This window comes from Actinomadura scrupuli, from assembly GCF_050971785.1.
In the GTDB taxonomy this organism is placed as follows: domain Bacteria; phylum Actinomycetota; class Actinomycetes; order Streptosporangiales; family Streptosporangiaceae; genus Actinomadura_E; species Actinomadura_E scrupuli.
In genome coordinates this window covers 263,056-283,093 of sequence record NZ_JBPCCU010000004.1, presented here as the reverse complement: position 1 = coordinate 283,093, position 20,038 = coordinate 263,056, and the positions used below count along the sequence as shown (strand labels likewise).

23 protein-coding genes are annotated in these 20,038 nt (G+C 73.1%); 10 read left to right on the top strand and 13 right to left on the bottom strand.

Features of this window, described 5'->3' with window-relative positions; genetic code table 11:
- Positions 1–99: 99 nt before the first annotated feature.
- Together ACRYCC_RS20495 and ACRYCC_RS20490 are read left to right on the top strand one after the other, a co-directional pair.
- The gene (locus tag ACRYCC_RS20495) at positions 100–528 is read left to right on the top strand and encodes an RrF2 family transcriptional regulator (RefSeq protein ID WP_433814358.1); all 429 of its coding nucleotides are present in this window, start codon (positions 100–102) and stop codon (positions 526–528) included.
- A 71-nt stretch (positions 529–599) separates the two neighbouring features.
- Entirely contained in the window at positions 600–1,781 is a 1,182-nt protein-coding gene (locus ACRYCC_RS20490) for a globin domain-containing protein (protein WP_433814357.1), read from the top strand.
- Between the two features lie 30 nt (positions 1,782–1,811).
- On the opposite strand, the gene ACRYCC_RS20485 is transcribed toward ACRYCC_RS20490, so the two are convergent.
- Positions 1,812–2,468: a DNA-binding response regulator gene (locus ACRYCC_RS20485; RefSeq protein WP_433814355.1), complete on the bottom strand. Its 657-nt coding sequence runs from the start codon at positions 2,466–2,468 to the stop codon at positions 1,812–1,814.
- 93 nt (positions 2,469–2,561) lie between these two features.
- Here ACRYCC_RS20485 and ACRYCC_RS20480 point away from each other — a divergent pair, with 93 nt between their 5' ends.
- Entirely contained in the window at positions 2,562–3,449 is an 888-nt protein-coding gene (locus ACRYCC_RS20480; protein WP_433814353.1) for an oxidoreductase, read from the top strand.
- A gap of 104 nt (positions 3,450–3,553) precedes the next feature.
- Here ACRYCC_RS20480 and ACRYCC_RS20475 read toward each other — a convergent pair whose 3' ends face one another.
- Positions 3,554–4,012: a peroxiredoxin gene (locus ACRYCC_RS20475; RefSeq protein ID WP_433814351.1), complete on the bottom strand. Its 459-nt coding sequence runs from the start codon at positions 4,010–4,012 to the stop codon at positions 3,554–3,556.
- 123 nt (positions 4,013–4,135) lie between these two features.
- Here ACRYCC_RS20475 and ACRYCC_RS20470 point away from each other — a divergent pair, with 123 nt between their 5' ends.
- On the top strand, positions 4,136–5,290 hold the full coding sequence (locus tag ACRYCC_RS20470) for a hypothetical protein (RefSeq protein WP_433814349.1): 1,155 nt from the start codon (positions 4,136–4,138) through the stop codon (positions 5,288–5,290).
- A gap of 28 nt (positions 5,291–5,318) precedes the next feature.
- On the opposite strand, the gene ACRYCC_RS20465 is transcribed toward ACRYCC_RS20470, so the two are convergent.
- On the bottom strand, positions 5,319–6,170 hold the full coding sequence (locus tag ACRYCC_RS20465) for an expansin EXLX1 family cellulose-binding protein (protein WP_433814347.1): 852 nt from the start codon (positions 6,168–6,170) through the stop codon (positions 5,319–5,321).
- 227 nt (positions 6,171–6,397) lie between these two features.
- Here ACRYCC_RS20465 and ACRYCC_RS20460 point away from each other — a divergent pair, with 227 nt between their 5' ends.
- The 4 genes from ACRYCC_RS20460 (at position 6,398) to ACRYCC_RS20445 (ending at position 11,395) form a co-directional block, all read left to right on the top strand.
- Complete coding sequence (locus ACRYCC_RS20460; RefSeq protein WP_433814345.1) at positions 6,398–7,675, top strand: M16 family metallopeptidase; 1,278 nt, start codon at positions 6,398–6,400, stop codon at positions 7,673–7,675.
- Entirely contained in the window at positions 7,672–9,030 is a 1,359-nt protein-coding gene (locus ACRYCC_RS20455; RefSeq protein ID WP_433814344.1) for a M16 family metallopeptidase, read from the top strand. The genes ACRYCC_RS20460 and ACRYCC_RS20455 overlap by 4 nt, the downstream gene beginning before the upstream one ends.
- Positions 9,031–9,111: 81 nt before the next feature.
- The gene (locus ACRYCC_RS20450; protein WP_433814342.1) at positions 9,112–9,948 is read left to right on the top strand and encodes an MBL fold metallo-hydrolase; all 837 of its coding nucleotides are present in this window, start codon (positions 9,112–9,114) and stop codon (positions 9,946–9,948) included.
- 31 nt (positions 9,949–9,979) lie between these two features.
- Positions 9,980–11,395 (top strand): amidase, encoded by a 1,416-nt coding sequence (locus ACRYCC_RS20445; RefSeq protein WP_433814340.1) that lies wholly within the window; start codon positions 9,980–9,982, stop codon positions 11,393–11,395.
- A gap of 164 nt (positions 11,396–11,559) precedes the next feature.
- Here ACRYCC_RS20445 and ACRYCC_RS20440 read toward each other — a convergent pair whose 3' ends face one another.
- The 3 genes from ACRYCC_RS20440 to ACRYCC_RS20430 all read right to left on the bottom strand — a co-directional run bounded on the left by ACRYCC_RS20440 (position 11,560) and on the right by ACRYCC_RS20430 (position 13,927).
- On the bottom strand, positions 11,560–11,769 hold the full coding sequence (locus ACRYCC_RS20440) for a hypothetical protein (RefSeq protein WP_433814338.1): 210 nt from the start codon (positions 11,767–11,769) through the stop codon (positions 11,560–11,562).
- Between the two features lie 211 nt (positions 11,770–11,980).
- The gene (locus ACRYCC_RS20435; RefSeq protein ID WP_433814336.1) at positions 11,981–12,382 is read right to left on the bottom strand and encodes a nitroreductase family deazaflavin-dependent oxidoreductase; all 402 of its coding nucleotides are present in this window, start codon (positions 12,380–12,382) and stop codon (positions 11,981–11,983) included.
- Positions 12,383–12,466: 84 nt separating this feature from the next.
- On the bottom strand, positions 12,467–13,927 hold the full coding sequence (locus ACRYCC_RS20430; protein ID WP_433814334.1) for an MFS transporter: 1,461 nt from the start codon (positions 13,925–13,927) through the stop codon (positions 12,467–12,469).
- A 157-nt stretch (positions 13,928–14,084) separates the two neighbouring features.
- Between ACRYCC_RS20430 and ACRYCC_RS20425 the strand changes: the two genes are divergently transcribed.
- Together ACRYCC_RS20425 and ACRYCC_RS20420 are read left to right on the top strand one after the other, a co-directional pair.
- Positions 14,085–14,669, top strand: a complete 585-nt coding sequence (locus ACRYCC_RS20425; protein ID WP_433814333.1) for a TetR-like C-terminal domain-containing protein — start codon at positions 14,085–14,087, stop codon at positions 14,667–14,669.
- Between the two features lie 146 nt (positions 14,670–14,815).
- Positions 14,816–16,051, top strand: a complete 1,236-nt coding sequence (locus ACRYCC_RS20420) for an FxLYD domain-containing protein (RefSeq protein WP_433814331.1) — start codon at positions 14,816–14,818, stop codon at positions 16,049–16,051.
- A 97-nt stretch (positions 16,052–16,148) separates the two neighbouring features.
- Here the strand turns inward: ACRYCC_RS20420 and ACRYCC_RS20415 are convergent, their stop codons facing one another.
- The 7 genes from ACRYCC_RS20415 to ACRYCC_RS20385 are packed head-to-tail and all read right to left on the bottom strand — an operon-like array spanning position 16,149 to position 20,027.
- The gene (locus ACRYCC_RS20415; RefSeq protein ID WP_433814329.1) at positions 16,149–16,454 is read right to left on the bottom strand and encodes a hypothetical protein; all 306 of its coding nucleotides are present in this window, start codon (positions 16,452–16,454) and stop codon (positions 16,149–16,151) included.
- Between the two features lie 9 nt (positions 16,455–16,463).
- Positions 16,464–17,564 (bottom strand): hydrogenase expression/formation protein HypE, encoded by a 1,101-nt coding sequence (gene hypE / locus ACRYCC_RS20410; RefSeq protein ID WP_433814327.1) that lies wholly within the window; start codon positions 17,562–17,564, stop codon positions 16,464–16,466.
- Positions 17,561–18,766 (bottom strand): hydrogenase formation protein HypD, encoded by a 1,206-nt coding sequence (gene hypD / locus ACRYCC_RS20405; protein ID WP_433814326.1) that lies wholly within the window; start codon positions 18,764–18,766, stop codon positions 17,561–17,563. Before hypD ends, hypE begins: the two co-directional genes overlap by 4 nt.
- Positions 18,763–19,035, bottom strand: coding sequence for a HypC/HybG/HupF family hydrogenase formation chaperone (locus ACRYCC_RS20400; protein WP_433814324.1), 273 nt, complete (start codon positions 19,033–19,035; stop codon positions 18,763–18,765). Before ACRYCC_RS20400 ends, hypD begins: the two co-directional genes overlap by 4 nt.
- Positions 19,013–19,273, bottom strand: a complete 261-nt coding sequence (locus tag ACRYCC_RS20395; RefSeq protein ID WP_433814322.1) for a hydrogenase/urease maturation nickel metallochaperone HypA — start codon at positions 19,271–19,273, stop codon at positions 19,013–19,015. Before ACRYCC_RS20395 ends, ACRYCC_RS20400 begins: the two co-directional genes overlap by 23 nt.
- On the bottom strand, positions 19,273–19,359 hold the full coding sequence (locus ACRYCC_RS20390; RefSeq protein ID WP_433815024.1) for a DUF6893 family small protein: 87 nt from the start codon (positions 19,357–19,359) through the stop codon (positions 19,273–19,275). Before ACRYCC_RS20390 ends, ACRYCC_RS20395 begins: the two co-directional genes overlap by 1 nt.
- Positions 19,359–20,027, bottom strand: coding sequence for a hydrogenase maturation protease (locus ACRYCC_RS20385; protein WP_433814320.1), 669 nt, complete (start codon positions 20,025–20,027; stop codon positions 19,359–19,361). The genes ACRYCC_RS20390 and ACRYCC_RS20385 overlap by 1 nt, the downstream gene beginning before the upstream one ends.
- Between the last annotated feature and the right edge of the window lie 11 nt (positions 20,028–20,038).

Genomic DNA, 20,038 nt, shown 5'->3' with positions numbered 1-20,038 from the left:
GCCGTAACCCCCGGACCAGGCCGTTCTCCGGATCGGTGCGGGTGTGGGACATGACACAAAATTGGTAAGTAGTAGTCCACTTTTGATACCGTCCCTGATGTGCGACTGACGAAGTTCACCGACCTGGCCCTGCGTGTCACCATGCGCCTGGCGGTCATCGAACCCGGGACGACCCTCACCACCAGGCAGGTCGCCGAAGCGATGGCGATCCCCTACACGCACACCGCCAAGGCGATCGCCCGGCTCCAGCACCTCGGGGTGGTGGAGGCCCGCCGGGGACGCGGTGGCGGCCTGGAGCTGACCGGCTTCGGCCGTACGGCTTCGTTGGGCTGGCTGGTCCGCGAGCTGGAGGGCGAGGCGGAGGTCGTCGCGTGCGAGGGCGGCGTGCCCTGCCCGCTGCGGGCCGCCTGCCGCCTGCGCGGCGCACTGCGCAAGGCCCAGCAGGCCTTCTACGCGTCGCTGGACCCGCTCACGGTGGACGACCTGGTCGCCGCACCGACCGGCCCGGTCCTGCTCGGCCTCGGCTGACCCGGCGGCGAGCAGCCGGCCCTGACGCACGACCTTGAATATGAATGCTACATACCTATTTGGAGGATGTTGTGCTCTCCCCGCAGTCGGCAGTGACCGTCCGCGCCACCCTTCCCGTGATCGGCGGCGCCATCGAGGAGATCAGCGGGCGCTTCTACGAGTCGATGTTCGCCGACAACCCCGAGCTGCTGCGCGACCTGTTCAACCGGGGCAACCAGGCCAACGGCGAGCAGCGCAGCGCGCTGGCCGGCTCGATCGCCGGCTTCGCCGCCCTGCTGGTGGATCCCTCCGGCGTCCGGCCGGACGCGATGCTCGCCAGGATCGCCAACAAGCACGCCTCGCTCGGTGTCACCGTCGAGCAGTACGACGTGGTCCACAAGTACCTCTTCGCCGCCATCGCCGAGGTGCTCGGCGACGCGGTGACCCCCGACGTGGCGGAGGCCTGGGACGAGGTCTACTGGCTGATGGCGAGCACACTGATCGCCCTGGAGACCGAGCTCTACCGCGACTCGGGCCCGGGCCGGCTGCAGGCGACGGTGGTCGGACGGCGGCGCGAGACCGCGGACGCGATCTCCCTGACCCTGCGGCCGCACACCCCCGTGTCGTTCAGACCCGGCCAGTACGTCAGCGTCACGGTCCCGCTGCCCGACGGCGCGCGGCAGATCCGGCAGTACAGCCTCTCCAGCGCCCCCGAGCGGGGCGACCTGCGGATCACCGTCAAGCGCGTGCGCGACGGTGACGCCCCGGACGGCGAGGTGTCCAACTGGCTGCACGCGAACGTCCGGCCCGGGGACGTGCTGACGATCTCGGCGCCGTTCGGCGACCTCACCCTGCTCGCGGGTGACACCCCGCTGCTGCTCGCCTCGGCCGGAATCGGCACCACTCCCCTCCTGTCTATGGTCGACCACCTCGCGGCCACCGGCTCCACCCGCCAGGTCACCGTCGTCCACGCCGACCGGGCCCCGGCCGACCACGCGCACCGGGAGGAGCTCCGGGATCTGGTCGCGGGGCTGCCCGGCGCCACCCTGCACCGGTGGTACGAGGAGGCGTGCGGCTGCTCGTGCCGGCCGGCGCCGAACATCGGCCAGGTCGACCTGGCCGGGCTCGACCTGCCGGACGGGCTGGTCGCCTACCTCTGCGGGCCGCTGCCGTTCATGCGCGCCGTCCGCTCCCAGCTGCTCCGGCGGGGAGTGCCCGCCTCGGACATCCACTACGAGGTGTTCGGTCCCGACCTCTGGCTCGGGCGGGGCTGATCGGCCGCACGGGGGGCTCGGCCCGGCCGGTCATCCGGTGAGGCCGAGTCTCCCGGCGCGGACTCCCGCCTGGAAGCGGGACTCGGCCTCCAGCGCGGTCATGAGCTCCGCGACGCGCCGGCGGTAGGTGCGCAGCGAGACGCCGAGCCGCCGGGCGGCGGTCTCGTCGGTCTCGCCGGACCCGAGCGCCCGCAGGATCGACCGGGCCTCCGGCCCGAGGTGCGGGACGTCGCGGCGGAGGTAGCCCTCCAGCTCCTCGGCGGCCTTCCAGGCGGCGTCGATCAGGGCGTGCACGCCGCCGACCAGCGCCGGCGACGTCGTGACGGTGAACTCACGGCCACCGGGCACCGCACGCCCGGCCAGGATCATCACCCGCCGGTCGATGATGATCGTCTCGTGCGGGAGCGCCGACCCGCTGATGCGTACGCGGGCGCCGCGCGAGGCCACCTCGCGCAGGTGCAGCCGCTGCGCCTCGTCGGCCAGCGCGACCGGGGTGAGCAGTTTGCGCACCACCAGCTCCGACGTGCGCATCCGGCCGCTGATGGCCGCCCGGGCCTGCGGCCGGGACCAGGTGTTCAGGTCCCTGGCGGCGCACACGAACTCCGTCCGCGCACCGGCGAAGAGGTGACCCGCGCGGGCGACGAGCTCCTCGTCCCCGCGCACCGTGATGACCTGTTCGTCCTGCATGCGTCCAGTCTGCCGCATCGGGCGGGAGCCGCGGCCGTGGCAGGTTGCTGCCAGCCGCTCCTCCGAGATCACCTGGCGGGGAAGTCTGAGGGCATGACGACCGACACTTCTTCTTCCACCGGCAGGCCCGCGGACGGCGACTTCCCGCTCGGCGGCGACCTGCGTATCAACAGGCTCGGCTTCGGCGCGATGCGGCTGGCCGCGGGCACCTTCAGCGGCCCGGCACGCGACCCTGGGACCGGGATCGCGGTGCTCCGCCGCGCGGTGGAGCTCGGTGTGAACCACATCGACACGGCGGGGTTCTACGCCCGGGGCGACGTGCGGGCCAATGAGCTGATCCGCGCGGCGCTGGCCCCGTACCCCGAGGACCTGCTGATCGCGACCAAGATCGGGCCACTGCCCGGTCCCGACGGCATACCGAGCGGCCAGGCGACGCCCGACCAGTTGCGAGCGCTGCTGGAGAACGATCTGCGCGAGCTCGGCGTGGACCGGCTCGGGCTGGTCTACCTGAGGATCGGCGGGATGGCCGTGCCGGGCGGGGAGTCGCTCGCCGAGCGGTTCTCGGTGCTGGCCGGGCTGCGGGAGGAGGGGCTCATCCGGCATCTGGGCGTCAGCAACGTCGATGCCGCCCAGCTCGCCGAGGCGCGCGCGGTGGCCCCCGTCGCGGCCGTGCAGAACCACTTCCACGTGCACCACACCGGCGACGCCGCGTTGCTCGCCGAGTGCGCGGCGGCGGGGATCGCCTACGTGCCGTTCTTCCCGCTCGGCGGCGGGAACAGCCCGCTCGACGAGGCCCGGCTCGGCCAGGTCGCGGCCCGGCATGGAGCCACGGCCGCCCAGGTGGCGCTGGCCTGGCTGCTGGCGATCTCACCTGCGCTGCTGGCCATTCCGGGCACGGGCTCGCTCGCGCACCTGGAGGAGAACGTGGCCGCGAGCGGCATCGTCCTCACCGACGCGGACCTCGCCGAGCTGAACGGCTAGCCCGGGAAACGCGTCCTCGCCGGTGCGCCGGGTACCGCGCAGCCGGCCCGGAGCAGCCGGCCCGGAGCGGTGAGTCCGGAGCGGTGAGTCCGGAGCGGCGGCGGTCAGGCGGGGGCGTGCCGGCGCAGGGCTTCGAGGGCGCGGTCCGCGTGCACGTTCATGCGGATCTCGCTCTTGATGATCTCGAGCACCCGGCGGTCGGTGCCGATCACGAAGGTCTGGCGTTTGGCGGGCGCCATGGAGAAGGAGCGCTTCACCCCGAACTGTGCGGCGACCGTGCCGTCCGGGTCCGACAGCAGGGGGTAGCCGAAGCCGTGCTTGTCGGCGAACCGGCGCTGCTTGTCCACCGGGTCGGCGCTGATGCCGACCGGGTGGCCGCCCGCCGCGGCGAACTCGCTCGCGAGGTCACGGAAGTGGCAGCTCTCGGCCGTGCAGCCCGGGGTCATCGCGGCCGGGTAGAAGAACAGCACCACCGGCCCGTCGGCCAGCAGACCGGTCAGTGTCCGGGTCTCGCCCCGGTCGTCGAGCAGTTCGAAGTCCGCCATCACATCGCCGACGTTCATGGGGCCAAGGTATCCCGTCCGCCTGAGGGTGATGAAGGGTCCTGGAGTTGTGGTGTTCCCGAGGGTCCCGGAGTGGCACAGTAAGAAGCACGTGTGTCCTGTGCCGGAGTCCGGAGGAGTGCGATGACCTGGATCCTGGTCCTGCTGTGCCTGATCGTGGCCGGCGTCGAGCTGTACATGGCCTTCGACCGCAAGCGGCCGAGCCCGGAGTCCGCGCGGCTGCGGGAGCTCGAGGCCCGCTGGGAGGCCGCGCAGGCGGCGCAGGCCGCGACCGAGGAACGGCTGGCCAAGGCCGAGGCGGCGGGCTCCGCCCACACCGGGTCGCTGTCGGAGATCTACGCCCGGCTCGACGCACTGATCTCGCAGCTGGAGGACCACCGGCTGCCGGGCATCGACACCCGGCTGGACGCCTACCGGGGCGACCTCGAGGTGCTCGTGACGACCCTGCAGCGGGTGGAGGAGGGCGCCGGCCGGCAGGAGCTGCGGCTCGGCTCCCTGGAGGACCGCGCCGAGGCCGACGAGCTGCACGACCAGGTCTCGCAGGTCGACCATCTGGCCCGGGCTCTGGAGACCAACGTGTCGGCGCTGCGCGACCAGGTCCGCGACATCGTCGCCCGGCTGGACGTCGTCGAGCGGTCCAGCGCGCAGGACGGCGAGCTGCAGCACGATCTGGCCGGCGCGCTCGAGTCGGTGGAGAGCGTGGTCGCCCGGGTGCACCACCGCGTCCAGGACCAGCTCGACCGGGAGATCGTGGAGACGCTGGGCGGGGACCCGCCGGACTCCGGCACGGTGGCCGGCGGCCTCTCGGCCGACCTCGCCCCGCAGGGCGACACCCTGCTGCTGCTGTACGCCAACCTGCTCGACCAGCACGGCCTGAAGGTCCGGTTGCAGGTGGACGAGCCGGAGGGCATCCGCTACTACCTGGCGTGCACGCCGGGCCGGGGCCCGGTCGAGCTCGAATGGGACTTCATCTCGGTGCTGGACACCCTCCGCGACCAGGCCCGGCCCGGCGCGCCGACGCCGGAGCTGTCGGCCGTGCAGTCGCTGCTGCTGGCGGTGCACGAGCTCGACAAGGGCTTCGTGCAGATCGGCCCGCTGGTCGTCGTGCGCACCCCGGAGGCACTGCTCTACGGGGTCCTGAGCGTCGGGGAGAGCCGCTGCTTCGACACCGACCGGATGATCGCCGACATTCCCGCCGCCGCGGCCCGGCTGCAGGCGCTGCCGGCGAGCCGGTTCGGCGATCTCACCTCCTGGCCGCTGCGCGTCCAGGCGGCGTGAGGCCCGTCCACGCGCGCCGTGACGCCGGTCAGCAGCCCGCGGCGAGCGAAGGCGGCGGGCCCGCGGACGGCGGGGCGGAGGGCACCGGGGTGGCCGTCCGCGGCGCGGCGGACGCGGGAGCGGGCGACGGCGTACGGGCCGCCTTCTTCCGGTGGCGGGCTCGCTTCACCGCCCCGTACATCCGGACGGACGTGGCCTGGACCGCGCCGGCCGCCAGCCGGAGACCGCGCACCACGGCGACGTGCCCCCGGCTGTCGGTCAGCCGGAGAGTGAACGGGCCCGGCCCCATCCCCTGCTCGACGAGCCAGTAGTTGTAGCCGGTGCGCACCATCGGACGCGGCCCGCGGCCCGGCGCGGACACCTGGAGCCGGGAGATCGGGTTCCCGTGGCCGATGGGCAGCACCGCCAGCCAGTACGCCGAGGAACCCTCCTTGATCCGGAAGGACAGCCCGGTGGTGAGCGGGGGGTCGGCGACGGCCCGGTAGGTGACGCCGACGGTGCCCTTCCCCGGGTCGGCGATGCGCGCGAACGCCGCCCGGGACAGATCGAGATGACCGGCCTCGCATTCGGGGCACTGGTCGATCACCTGGACCCGGACCGTCCCCCTGGGCCCGCGGACGTCGAGGTACCCTCCGCAGCGCGCCGCGCCGGCGTACTCCCCGGGCGGCAGCGCGGTGTAGAGGCCGTCGGCGGGCGGGCGCGGATAGGAGCAGTTCCCGGCACCGGGGCGGAGCTGGTAGAACGTGGCGCGGCCGGTGACCGCCCCGGTCGCCGCGCACGCCGGGGCGCCGGTGCCGGCGAGCGCCATCACGGTCACCGCGGCGGCGACGCCGGCCGCGCCCGCCCCCAGCGCCACTCCCGCCCATCGGCTCCCTCTCATGCGCCGACAGCGTAGAGACAGAACCGGTCGGATACTCCCGAATCGTCCGCATCCAGGGCGATGGGCACCGGCCGGCCGCCACGTCCGTCACCTGCCGTCACGAGGACGCGGCGGCGGCGTACGGGCCGGGCTCCCCGGCCCTATACGGTGAGATGGAAGCACCGCCGTGCCGCAGGATCACCCGCTTGGTCCGCGCAGGCGGTCCGGACCGAAGTCGGGAGCAGGCCTTGGCGGAACGACCGCTGCATGAATACACGCTCGGCAACGGGCTACGCGTGGTGGTCTGTGAGGACCACGTGGTACCACTGGCGGCCGTCAACCTCTGGTACGGCGTGGGATCGCGGCACGAGCGGGCCGGCCGCACCGGGCTCGCCCATCTGTTCGAACATCTGATGTTCCAGGGCTCGGCCCACGTGGCCGAGGGCGAGCACGCGTCGGTGCTGCAGAGCGCGGGCGCGTCGTTCAACGCGACGACGTCCTTCGAGCGCACCAACTACTTCGAGACGGTGCCGGTCAGCCATCTCGATCTTGCGCTCTGGCTGGAGGCCGACCGGATGGGCTCGCTGCCCGCCGCGCTGACCCAGGCCAACCTGGACAACCAGCGGGACGTGGTCAAGAACGAGCGGCGCCAGCGCTACGACAACGTGCCGTACGGCGACGCGTTCGAGCGGCTCTGCGCGCTGACCTTCCCCCCGGGCCATCCCTACGCCCACACCCCGATCGGGTCGATGGCCGATCTGGACGCCACGACGCTCCAGGACTGCCTCGACTTCTTCGCCACCTACTACGCGCCTGGCAACGCCGTGCTGTCGGTGGTCGGCGACGTGGACCCCGAGGAGACCCTCGCCGCCGTCGAGCGCTACTTCGGGCATCTGCCGCCCGGCCCGGCCGTGCCGCCGGCGGCGGACGCCGACCTGGGGCCGCTCACCGGCCCGGCCCGTGAGGACGTCACCTCGGACGTGCCCACACCCGGCTACTTCGCGATGTTCCGGCTGCCCTCCGACGGCACGCACGAGCTGGAGGCCGCCGAGATCGCGGTGGAGATCCTCGGCGGCGGCCCCGGCTCGCGGCTCTACGACCGGCTGGTCCGCCGCGACGAGGTCGCGACCGAGGTCTGGGCCGGGGTCCAGCGGTTCGCCTCCGGGCCGTCCAGCGCGTTCGTGCAGGCCATGGGCCCCGATCTGGACGCGATCGAGACGGCCCTCGGCGAGGAGCTCGCCCGGCTGGCGGCCGACGGCCCGGCCGAGCAGGAGACCGAGCGCGCCGTCGCCCAGGCCGAGCGCGCCTACCTGGAACGCACCGAGACCGTCTCCGGCCTGGCCAACGCCCTGTCGCATCACGCGACGCTGTTCGGCGACCCGGCGCTGCTGTTCTCGGCGCCGGCCCGCGCGGCGGCCGTCACCTCCGCGGACGTCCAGGCCACCGCCGCGCGCTGGCTCCTGCCGGAGTCCGGCGCGGTGCTGACGTACGCTCCCGAAGGCTCTCCCGAAGGCGGTGCCGCATGACCACGGAGACCTCCTCCACCTATCCGGACCGCCCAGTACCCGGCGAGATCCCGGCCTGGACGTTCCCGGCCGCGGCCGGCGGCCGGCTGGCCAACGGGCTGACCACGCTGCACAGCGAGCTGCCCAGCCGCCGGCTGGCGGCGGTGCGGCTCGTCCTCGACGCCGGCGCGGCGCGTGAGCCCGGTGGCCTGGACGGTGTCGCGACGCTGACCGGGCGGGCGCTCACGGAGGGCACGACGACGCGCGGCGGCAACGAGTTCGCCGCGGCGCTGGAGCGCATCGGGGCGACCCTGTACGGCTCGGCCGGCCTGGTCACCCTGCAGGTCTCCCTGGACGTGCCGGTGACCCGGCTGGACGACGCGATGGGGCTGCTGGCCGAGGCGGTCCGCACCCCGGAGCTGGCCGACTCCGAGGTCCGCCGGCTGGGCCGGGAGCGGATCGACGAGATCGGGCAGGAGGACGCCGACCCGCGTTCGCGTGCCATCCGGGAGCTGCGGGCGGTGATGTTCAGCGAGGGCAGCCGTACGGCCCGGCCGACCGGGGGCGACCGCGAGACCGTCGCGCGCCTCGGCGGCGAGGAGGTCCAGGGCTTCTACGCCGGCGCCGACCCGGCGGCGGCGACCGTGGTGACGGCGGGCGACTTCTCCGGGGTCGACATCGACGCGCTGCTGGCCCAGGCGCTCGGCGACTGGGCCGCGCCCGAGCGGGCGCTGCCCGAGCCGGGGCCGGTGACGGGGTCCGACGGCCCCCGGCTGGTGATCGTGCACCGTACCGGAGCGGTCCAGACCCAGCTCGCCTTCGGCCATCACGTGCCGGGCCGCGACCACCCGGACTGGGCGGCGCTGGCGGTGGCCGGCCAGGTGCTGGGCGGCGGCCTGAGCTCCCGGCTCAACGCGGTGCTGCGCGAGGAGAAGGGCTACACCTACGGCATGCACGCGGGGCTGATGCGCCTGCAGGGCCGGGGGCTGTTCCTCGCCGAGGGCGCCGTGCACACCGAGGTCACCGGGCCGGCGGTCGCCGACGCGCTCACCGGGCTGCGCAGCCTGCTGGCGGGCATCACCGCCGAGGAGTGCCACACCGCCGTCCGGTCGCTGGCCGACAGCGCTCCCACCCGGTACGAGACGGCGCGCTCGGTGGCCGCCGAGATCGCCGACGCGGTCGCCAACGGGCTGCCCGCCGACTATCCGCGGCGGTACTTCGACGCGGTGCGGGCGACCGACCACGACGCCGCCGCGGCGGCGTACGCCCGGCACGTCGATCCGGAGGCACTGACCGTCGTCGCGGTCGGCGACGCCGACCAGATCCAGGAGCCGCTGGAGAAGCTGGACTTCGCCGAGGTCACCGTCGTCCGCTGAGCAGCGCCCGCGTGCTCACGCGCGTGAGCACGCGGGCCCGGTCGTTGCGCAAGGCGGATCAGGCGGTCTAGCCTGCGCGCCATGCGCGTCCACCATCTGAACTGCGGCACCATGCGCCCGTTCGGCGGCCGGCTCGTCGGGGGCGACGGCTCGCTGCTGCGCCCGGCCACGATGGTCTGCCACTGCCTGCTCATCGAGACCGAGGAGGGCCTGGTCCTGGTGGACACCGGGATCGGGCTGGACGCGGTCGCACAGCCCCGGGCGTCGCTCGGCCGCGGGTTCCTGCTGGCCACCCGGCCGGTGCTGGACGCCGGTGAGACGGCGATCCGGCAGGTGGAGGCCCTCGGCCACACCGCGGACGACGTCCGCCATATCGTGCTGACCCACCTCGACCTGGACCACGCCGGTGGGCTGCCGGACTTCCCCAGGGCCAGGGTGCACGTGCACCACGCCGAGCTCGCGGCGGCGGCGTCGCCGGCCGGGCTCGGCGAGCGCAGCCGGTATCGCCCCGGGCAGTGGGCGCACGGCCCCGACTGGGCCACCTACGGCACGGCCGAGGGCGAGCGGTGGTTCGGTTTCGAGGCCGTACGGGACCTGGCCGGGCTCCCCGACGACCTGCTGCTGATCCCGCTGGCGGGCCACACCCGGGGGCACAGCGGGGTCGCCGTGCGCACCGGCGGCCGGTGGCTGCTGCACGCCGGCGACGCGTACTTCTTCCGCGGCGAGGTCGACCCCGCCCACCGACACTCCACTCCCGGGCTGCGGTTCTTCCAGACCGTGGTCCAGCAGGACGGCACGGCCCGCCACCGCAACCAGGCCCGCCTGCACGAGCTCGCCCTGGCGCACGGCGACGAGGTCGACATCGTCTCGGCGCACGACCCGGTCGAGCTCCGCCGGCATCAGGACGCCCCGGTCTGAGGCGGCCCGGCCGTGGGACCACAATGGGCTGATGAACCTGTGCCTCACCTCCGCGGTGGACCTGGCCGGGATGCTGCGATCACGGGAGCTGTCGGCCCGCGAGCTGCTCACCGCCTTCCTGGACCGGATCGATCTGCTCAACCCCGAGATCAACGCGATCGTGACGCTGGCGCCCGAGGAGGCGCTGGCCGCGGCGGCGGAGGCCGACGAGGCGGCGGCCGCGGGCGCCTGGCGCGGGCCGCTGCACGGCCTGCCCATCGCGGTCAAGGACCTCGCGGAGACCGCCGGGATGCGCACGACGTTCGGCTCGCCGATCTTCGCCGCGAACGTGCCGGGGCGCGACGCCGCGTACGTGGCGAACCTGCGGCGGGCCGGTGCGATCGTCGTCGGCAAGACCAACACCCCCGAGTTCGGGGCGGGGTCGCAGACGTTCAACCCGGTCTTCGGCGCGACGCTCAACCCCTATGACCGCACCCGCACGCCGGGGGGCAGCAGCGGCGGCGCCGCGGCGGCGGTGACGGCCGGGCTGCTGCCGTTCGCCGACGGTTCCGACCTGGCGGCCAGCGTCCGCAACCCGGCGGCCTTCTGCAACCTGGTGGGACTGCGCACGACTCCGGGACTCGTCCCCGACGATCCCTTCAACCCACTGGCCGTGGTGGGGCCCATCGCCCGTACTCCCGCCGACGCCGCTCTGCTGCTGGCCGGGCTGTGCGGGCAGGACCCGGGGATGCCGCTCGCCCGGCCGGACCGGCCCGCGGACTTTCTGGACCTGCGCCCGGCCGACCTGCGCGGACTGCGGGTCGCGTGGACGCCGGACCTGGGCGATCTGGCGGTCGAGCCCGCGGTGACCGCCGTGCTGGACCGGGCCCGCAAGGCCCTGGAGGACCTCGGGTGCGAGGTCGTCGAGACCGCGCCCGCGCTGAGCGACGCCGACGAGGTCTTCCAGGTGCTGCGGGCCCAGCTGATGGCGGCGCTGGGTCCGCTGCTGGAGTCCTCGCGAGGCCAGATGAAGCAGACCCTCGTCTGGAACATCGAGAAGGGCCTCGCCCTGACCGGCACCGAGGTCGCCGCCGCTCTCACCCGCAGAGCCGAGATCTTCCAGCGCATGCGCGCCTTCTTCTCCGAAGCGTACGCGGGCCCCGGAAACGGCTTCGACGTGCTGGCACTGCCCACCGTCCAGGTGACGCCGTTCTCCGTCGACGTGGAGTGGGTAAAGGAGATCAACGGCGTTCCTCAGGAGACCTACATCGACTGGATGCGCTCCTGCTCGCGGATCACCGTCACCGCGCATCCCGCGCTCTCGGTCCCGGCCGGCTTCACCCCGCAGGGCCTGCCGGTGGGCCTGCAACTGGTCGGCCCGTACGGCTCCGACCTGCGGCTCCTCCAGATCGCCCAGGCTTTTACCGACGCCACCGGCCACCCGGCCGCCCGCCCCCACCTTCGGTGATCAGTCCGAGACGACACCCACTGCGACAATCGATCCGCACGGCACCCTGCCTGCCGCCTCATACCCCGGTCACCAAAGAAAACCGACCTTCACTCCCTGGTCTGGGGGTGAAGGTCGGCGCTTGACTCAGGCTGTGCACGGCTTCCGTGCATATGGACCTGGTTTTAGCCGAGGAACAGGCGCACCTCGGAGAGATATTCGTGGCCAAGACCGTCGAGCCGCTTCTCGACGTAGTCCTGCAATTTCATGCCCTGGTCGCGGGCACTGCGCAGGTCGTCGAACGTGACCCCGGCCGCTTCCAGCGCCGGGTCGTCGGCGAGCATCTTTCGCAGAGCGTCGTCGTCGGGCGCCGGTGTGGTGAGGCTCTCGCTCATGCGAGACCTCCCTTCTTGATTGTGGATTCCTGTAGCCATTACGGTCCGCACCGCGGCGACGCACGCAACCCCGCTCCACACCAGACGTTCAAGCCCGGCAGGCAGCCCACCCACGCACGGATCGGCGCTCGTACCAGCTCAGGCCACGCACAGCCTGGCGGTGTAGGACGAGAGGGAAACCAGGTAGAAGGCCTCGCAGGTATCCCGTTGTTCAGGCGCGTTCCAGTACCACGACGGGGATCTCCCGCTTGGTCTTCTGCTGGTACTCGTCGTAGGCGGGCCAGGTGCTGACCATCGTCCGCCACATGTCCGGCTTCTCCTCCGGGGTCGCGGTGCGCGCGTGCGCGGTGAACTTGTCCCCCTTGACCTGCACCTGCACCTCCGGGTCGTCCTGCAGGTTGAGGTACCACGCGGGCGGCTTGTCCTCGCCGCCCTTGGAGGCCACCACCAGCAGGTCGTCCCCGTACGGCTGGTAGATCAGCGGGTTGCTGCGCGGCTGCCCGCTCTTACGGCCCTTCGTGGTGAGGATCAGCGTCTGCGTGCCCTCCCAGTCGTGCCCCTCCTCGCCATCGGTCTCCACATAGCGCTTGACGTGCTCTTTGCCGTACAGCATCTGCCGTCTCCCTTCTCATGATCTCGGTCTGCTGGGGAGACCTGCCCGCGGAACCGCCTGCTCATGCTCAAGCCCGAGGAAGGCTCATGCCCGCTTTGCCCGGATAGCCGTCAGCGAGACGATCAGCGCGCACACGGCGAACACGGCGGCGGCGGCGAACGCGGCCGCCATGCCCTCGGTCAGGACGTGGTGCTGCCGGGCCGCCGAGCCGACGCCGGCCGGCAGCCGCCCTGCCGCGTGCCGGCTCGCGGTGCCGAAGACGGTGACGAGCACGGCGGACCCCAGCCCGCCACCGGCCCAGATCATGGTCTGGGCCAGACCAGACGCCGCACCGGACTCCTGCGGCGGCACGCTGGACAGGATGACCAGGTTCAGCGGCATGATGGCCAGGCCGCCGCCCATGCCCATGAGCAGCATCGGGCCGAGCACCGAGGTGGCGTACCCGCTGCCGTCGGAGATCTGGGACAGCCAGGCCAGCCCGGTGGTGACCAGCACGGCTCCGGTGACGACGACCGGCTTGGGGCCGAACCTCGGCAGCAGCCGGGGCACGGTGCGCACGCAGGCGAACTGCATGACCACCATGGGCAGGAACGCGGCCCCCGCCCGGAGCGGGCCGAATCCCAGCACCTCCTGGAGGAACTGGGTGAGGAAGTAGAACATCCCGAACATGCCCGCGCACAGCAGCAGCATGTTGGCGAGGGCCCCGGCGCGCTCGCGGTCGGCGAACAGGTGCAGCGGCACGATCGCCTGGCGGGCCCGCGTCTCGATGACCAGGAACAGGCCGAGCAGCACGACGGCCAGGAGGAACGAGACCAGGGTCCGGGCGTCCCGCCAGCCGTCCGAACCGGCCCGGATGAACCCGTACACCAGGGCGAGCATGCCCCCGGTGGAGGCGAGCGCGCCGGCGACGTCGAACCGGCCCGGACGCCGCTCGGTCTCGCGGATGCACCGGGGGGCGAGCAGGGCGAGGACGACGCCGAGCGGCACGTTGACGAAGAACACCCACCGCCAGGAGACCCAGTCGGTGAGGACGCCACCGGCGAGCATGCCGATGGCGCCGCCCGCGCCGGTCACGGCGGAGAAGATGCTCAGTGCCCGGACCCTGGCGGGCCCCTCGAAGCTGACGGCGATCAGGGCCAGCGCGCTGGGCCCGGCGATGGCCGCGCCGAGCCCCTGCAGAGCACGCGCGGCGACCAGCCACCCGCCGGCGGTGGCGAAGCCGCCGAGCAGGGAGGCGAGGGTGAAGACCGCCACGCCGGCGACGAAGACGCGGCGGCGGCCCAGGATGTCACCGGCGCGCCCGCCGAGCAGCAGCAGGCCTCCGAAGGTCAGCATGTAGGCGTTCTGGATCCAGGCCAGGCCGGTCGCGGACACGTGCAGCCCGCGCTGGACCTCCGGCAGGGCGATGGTGACGATGGCCGTGTCCAGGCCGATCATCAGCTGGCAGCCGACGATGACGGCCAGTACGAGGCCGGGACGGGCGGTGCGGGTGGCGAGGCCCGGCGCACGGGCCTCGCGCGGGCGGGCGGTGGACGGCGTCGGCAAGGAGACCTCCGGGAGGGGGTTACGGTACGGGGAAGTCCACTAACATGAAGAGGCCAGCGGCACGGATATAAGGAACGGATCCGTCTACTAGCGCTGACCGTAACATGTGCGGGCCATGGAGGGAACGGTTGCGTTCACTAAATTTCGGGAACCGCCCGTGACCCCGGCCACCCGCCGACGCGGCGACGCGCTGGAAAAGGCGATCTTCGACGCGGTCTTCGAGCAGCTCGGCGCCGTCGGCTACGCCAAGCTGACCATGGAGGGCGTCGCCGCCGCCGCGCAGACCGGCAAGGCCGCGCTCTACCGGCGGTGGGCCACCAAGGACGACCTGCTGCGCGAGGCCCTTGAGCACGCCCTGCCCGTGCCGTCGGAGATACCCGAGTACGACAACGTCCGCGACGACCTGCTCGCCCTGATGCGCTGCTACCGCGACGTCACCGCGGTCACCAAGGGCGCGGTCTTCCAGGTACTCAAGATCGAGGCCGACGAGAGCTCGTTCCTGCTGCACTCCGTGGTCCGCGAACGCGTCGTCGGGCCGCTCAGGCAGATGATCCTCGACGCGCTGCGACGCGGTGCGGAACGCGGCGAGGTGCGCCCCGAGGCGGTCACCCCGCAGATCTCCCGCGTCGGCCCGGCGATGGTGATGTACCACTGCCTCACCGAGAGCATGGACATCCCCGACGACTTCCTGGTCTCCCTCGTCGACGACGTCCTGCTGCCGGTGACGCGGCCCCGGTCGTAGCCCGATGTCACCGCCGTACGGAGCCTGTCCGTCACAGCAACGAGCCGTTCTGAAGCCGCGCGCACTCCCGCCGCCCGAAGCCGTTGATCGCCGGGCCTCGGCTGCGCCACGATGAACACGCACGCAGGCGCAGCGGAGGGGATTACATGCAACAGGGGCACGAGGCGCGGTTCTTCGACGTTGATCTGGAACTGATCCGGCACCGGCTCGTGGGGCTGAACGCCACGTGCGTCTCTCCCCGCCGTCTCGTCCGCCGAGTGGTCCTGGAGAACGACGCGACCCGGGCCCGCGGCGCCTGGGCGAGCGTGCGCTCCGACGGCGCGCAGCACGTGCTGACCTTCACCCGCGGCGGTGCCGTGGCCGACTCCGGCGGGCGGCCCGCGGAGCTGGAGGTGGCCGTCGCCGACTTCGGGATCGCCCAGCGCATCATCGAGGAGCTCGGCCTGGAGGTCACCCGCCGGCAGGAGAGCCACCGCGAGGAGTGGCGGCTGCACGCCCTCACCTTCAACCTGGCCGAATGGCCCGGCCTGCCGCCCTTCCTGGAGATCGACGGACCCGACACCGGGGCCGTCCAGTGGGCCACCCGGCAGCTGGGGCTCGAACCGGTCCAGGCACCCGCCGGAGCCGACCCGCCCGGCCGGGTGATCGGGACACCCCAGACCCAGCCCGCGGGCACCTCCCCACCGGCGTCCGCGCCCCGCGAGCAGCGGTCCGCGGGGCCTTCGACGGCCCCGCAGCGGCAGGAGGTCCGGTCGTTCGGGGTGGCCGAGCTGGGCTGGAGCTCGTTCGTCCCGGAGGCCGAGCCCGGACGGCACGTGGTGCTGTGGGCCGTGGTCCTGGAGAACACCAACCTCCGCCACTACTGCGAGCAGCCCGCGATCCAGATCACCGCCCGCGACCAGAACGGCCACATCGTGGGCACCGGCGACCAGGTCCTGCACCTCTTCCCGCCCGGCGGCCGGATCGCGTGGGCGAGCTCGATGCGGACCAAGGGGCCGCCGCACACCCTCGAGGTCGCGCCCAAACCCGCCGACTGGTATCCCACCCCCGCCCAGCCGGAGGACTTCCCGGCGTTCGGCTACCGGGACGTACGGTTCCTGGTGCGCGGCCGGTCCTGCTCGGTGACCGGCGAGCTCGTGAACCCCTACCCGGCCGCGGCGGACGAGGTGGCGGTGACGGCGCTCTTCCGCAACCGGCAGGGCCGGCTGGTCGGCGGCCAGACCGCGTTCGTCACGGACGTGCCCGCGGGCGGAACCGTTCCGTTCCGGCTGGGCGGGGAGGTGCCCGAGCACTCCGGCCCGGTCACCTCGCTGGACCTCATCACGATCCCGTCGCCGTCCGGCTCGGGCGACCCGTGGGACTCGGCCCTCGGCCGAGGCTGAGCGGGGGACGCCCCGGCGCCGGGCCCGCCCGCGGGCGGGCCCGTTCCGTTCCGGCCGAGGACGGGGTGCGCCCCGGCTCGACGCCGCCCGGCCGGGCTCAGTCGTCCTCCTCCTCCCGCGGCTCCACGGGAGCGGTGCTCGCCGGCCCCTCGGCGGTGCCGTAGGGCCGACGGCCGGCGCCCTCAACGCCCTCGGGCTCGCCGCCGCCCTCCTCACCGCCCGGCGCCACGCTCTCGCCCACGGCGTGCGGGGACTCCGGCTCGGTGCCGGCCTCGTGTTCGGTGGGTTCGCCCTCGCCCTCGACCGCCTCCTCGGACTGCACGTGGCTGGAGCGGGAGATCGGGTCCTTCTGGACGGGCTGGTCCTCGCCCTTGTCGTGCGGCGGGACGGCCGGATCCTTCATGGTGCCTCCTCAGCAGATTCGTGGCAGCGGGTCGCCGATCAGGACGTCGACGATGCGGGTGCCGCCGAACTCGGTCTTGAGCAGCACGAGCCCGGGCGGATCGGCCGCGACCCGCCCGATGACGGCCGCCCGCTCGCCCAGCGGATGGGCGCGCAGCGCGGCCAGCGCCGCCCCGGCCTGCGCGCCGTCCACGACGACGATCATGCGGCCCTCGCAGGCGACGTAGAGCGGGTCGATGCCCAGGATCTCCGCGGCGCCCCGCACCTCGGGACGGACCGGGACGGCCGTCTCGTCGATCACGACGGCGACGTCGGAGGCACGGGCGACCTCGTTGAGAACCGTGGCGACCCCGCCGCGGGTGGCGTCGCGCAGGCACCGTACGCCGCTCGTGCCGGCGAGCAGGGCGGCCACCAGCCCGCCCAGCGGCGCGGTGTCGGAGACCACGTCGCCCTCCAGGTCCAGCTCCCCGCGGGCGAGCATGATGGTGGTGCCGTGGTCGCCGACCGGCCCGGACACCAGGACGGCGTCGCCCGGCCTGGCCCGGGCGGCCCCGAGCGTGCCGGAATGCTCGAGCGCGCCGACCCCCGCGGTGGTGACATAGCAGCCGTCGGCCTTGCCGCGCTCGACGACCTTGGTGTCGCCGGTGACGATCCGCACGTCCGCGGCGGCGGCGGCCCGCGCCATGGACGCGGCGATGCGGACGAGGTCGGCGACCGGGAAGCCCTCCTCCAGGATGAAGGCGGCCGACAGGTGCAGCGGCCGGGCGCCGGACATGGCGAGGTCGTTGACGGTGCCGTTGACCGCCAGGTCGCCGATGTCCCCGCCGGGGAAGAACAGCGGCGAGACGACGTACGAGTCCGTGGTGAAGGCCAGCCGGGGCGACCCCACCGCGAACACCGCCTGGTCGTCCAGCGGCTCCAGCAGCGGGTTGCGGAACGCCTCCAGGAAGACCGCCTCGATGAGGGTGTGGGTCGCCTTGCCGCCCGCGCCGTGCGCCATGGTGATCAGCTCATCGGTGACCCGCGCCCGGCGCCGCCGGACCCGGTCGATGCGGTCCAGCACCCGCTGCTCGCGGCCGGAGCCGCCGGTCGCCGTCGCCCCGCCGTTCACCGCCGGCCCCCCTCGTCGCCCCGGGCCCCGCCCGGAACGCCGCCGTACGGACCGGCCGGGCCGCCGCCGGGCCCGGCCGGCACCGCCCGGTCCAGCCGGGTACGGGTGAAGCGGCCGAAGTTGTAGTACGCCGCGCAGGCCCCCTCCGAGGACACCATGCAGGTGCCGATCGGCGTCTCGGGGGTGCAGGCGGTCCCGAAGACCTTGCACTCCCACGGCTTCAGCACGCCCTTGAGCACCTCACCGCACTGGCACGCCTGGGGATCGGCGACCCGTACCCCCGGCACCTGGAAGATCCGCTCGGCGTCGAAGGCCGCGTACTCCTCGCGCATCCGCAACGCCGAATGCGAGATGAACCCGAGGCCGCGCCACTCGAAGTGCGGCCGCAGCTCCATCACCTGATTGATCACCTGCAGCGCCCTGAGGTTTCCCTCCCACGGCACCACCCGGGCGTACTGGTTCTCGACCTCGCAGCGGCCCTCCCGGAGCTGCAGCAGGAGCTGGTAGATCGACTGCAGGATGTCCAGGGGCTCGAAGCCGGCCACCACCAGCGGCTTGCGGTAGCGGCGGGCGATGAAGTCGTACGGCCGGCAGCCGATCACCGTCGAGACGTGACCGGGGCCGATGAACCCGTCCAGGCGCAGATCCGGTGAGTCCAGGATCGCCTTGACCGCCGGGATGATCGTCACGTGGTTGCAGAAGACCGAGAAGTTCCCGAGCCCCTCGGCGGCGGCGCGCAGCACGGTCATCGCGGTCGACGGCGCGGTGGTCTCGAAGCCGATGGCCATGAACACCACCCGCTTCGACGGGTTCTGCCGGGCCGTCTTCAGCGCGTCCAGCGGCGAGTACACCATCCGGACGTCGGCCCCCGCCGCCTTGGCGTCCAGGAACGAGCCGTCACCACCCGGCACCCGCATCATGTCGCCGAAGGACGTCATGATCACGTCCGGCCGGGCCGCGAGGTGGACGGCGTCGTCGACGCGGCCCATCGGGATCACGCAGACCGGGCACCCCGGCCCGTGCACCAGGGTGACCTGCTCGGGCAGGTGATCCTCCAGCCCGTGCTTGTAGATGGTGTGGGTGTGGCCACCGCACACCTCCATGAACTTGTAGTGCCGCCCCGGCTCGCACAGGCCCGCGATCTGCGCCGCCAGCGCCCGCGCCTTGTCCGCGTCCCGGTATTCGTCCACGAAGCGCATCATTCGATCCTCGAGTCACGGAGCGCGGCGATCTCCTCCTCGTAGGCCAGGCCGATGCCCTCCAGGAAGTCCATGGCGGCCTTCGCCTCCGCCTCGTCGATCTTGGACAGGGCGAAGCCGACATGGATCAGGATCCAGTCGCCCGGCTTCAGGTCCTCGTCGGCGAGCAGGCCGACGTTGATGGCCCGCTTGACGCCGCTGACGCTCACCCGGGCGAGATCGGGCTGGTCGACGAGGAACTCGACGATCTCACCCGGGATCCCGAGGCACATGTCCCTCTCCCACCGTGATGGATTCGAGGACGAACTCGTCGCCCGGCACGGTGACGAGCTCGATGGCGGCCCCGTCGGCGACGCTCCCGGCGGCGATGAGCTCGAACCCCTGGGTCAGCGCGGGCTCGGCCACCCGGTGCCGGCTGCCGATGCGGACCCGCAGGCCGGTCACCTGCCGCCCGGCGGCCCGCTTCTCGACGGCGTCGAGAAGGGCCTCACATAACCCGATCTCGTGCATCACATGCTCCTTATCCGCAGATACCGGCGGATGTCCGGTATCGATTGGACGATCAGGCAGACCAGCCCTGCCAGCAGGGCGGCCATCAGAAACTTCTTGAGCACGGTGGACCCGCCTTTCCGGTCGTCTCGTCCCGCGGCTCATGGCGCGGCCCGTCCCGCGGTTCGTCGCATGGCTCGTGGCGCGGCTCGCCCCGCAGGTCGTCGAGCAGATCGTCGAGCAGGCCGCGGACCACGCCGGCCGCGTCGTCGACCGCGCCGGCGACCGGCGGGCTGAGCCCGATGCCCTCACCCACGTCGGCGACCTGGCAGCCCACCACCAGCACGCGGTCGAGCCCGCCGCCGAGCCACGCGAGCATCCTCAGCACCGCCTCGGGAGTCAGGCCGTGCCCGTCCACCGGACCGCAGGCCTCGCCCCGGCTCCCGGCCCCGGCGGCGCCCCCGGTCTCGCACCCGCTGTCGCCGCCCGTCGCACGGCCGGTCTCGCTTCCGGCCTGGCCGGTGCCCAGGCCCACCGGACCGGGCTCGATGACGTACACGGTGCCCGGCGGGCCGCCCCGGTCAACGGCGTCGACCAGGATCAGGGCGTCGTAGCCGTCCAGCAGTTCGTAGGCGAGATGCAGGCCGCGGATGCCGTAGTCGGCGACCCGGACCCCGTCCCGCGCCGGATCCCCCGACAGCCTGCGGGCCACTTCCACGCCGAAGCCGTCGTCGCCCAGGAAGATGTTGCCGACCCCCGCCACCAGCGTCTTCACGGGCTCCTCCG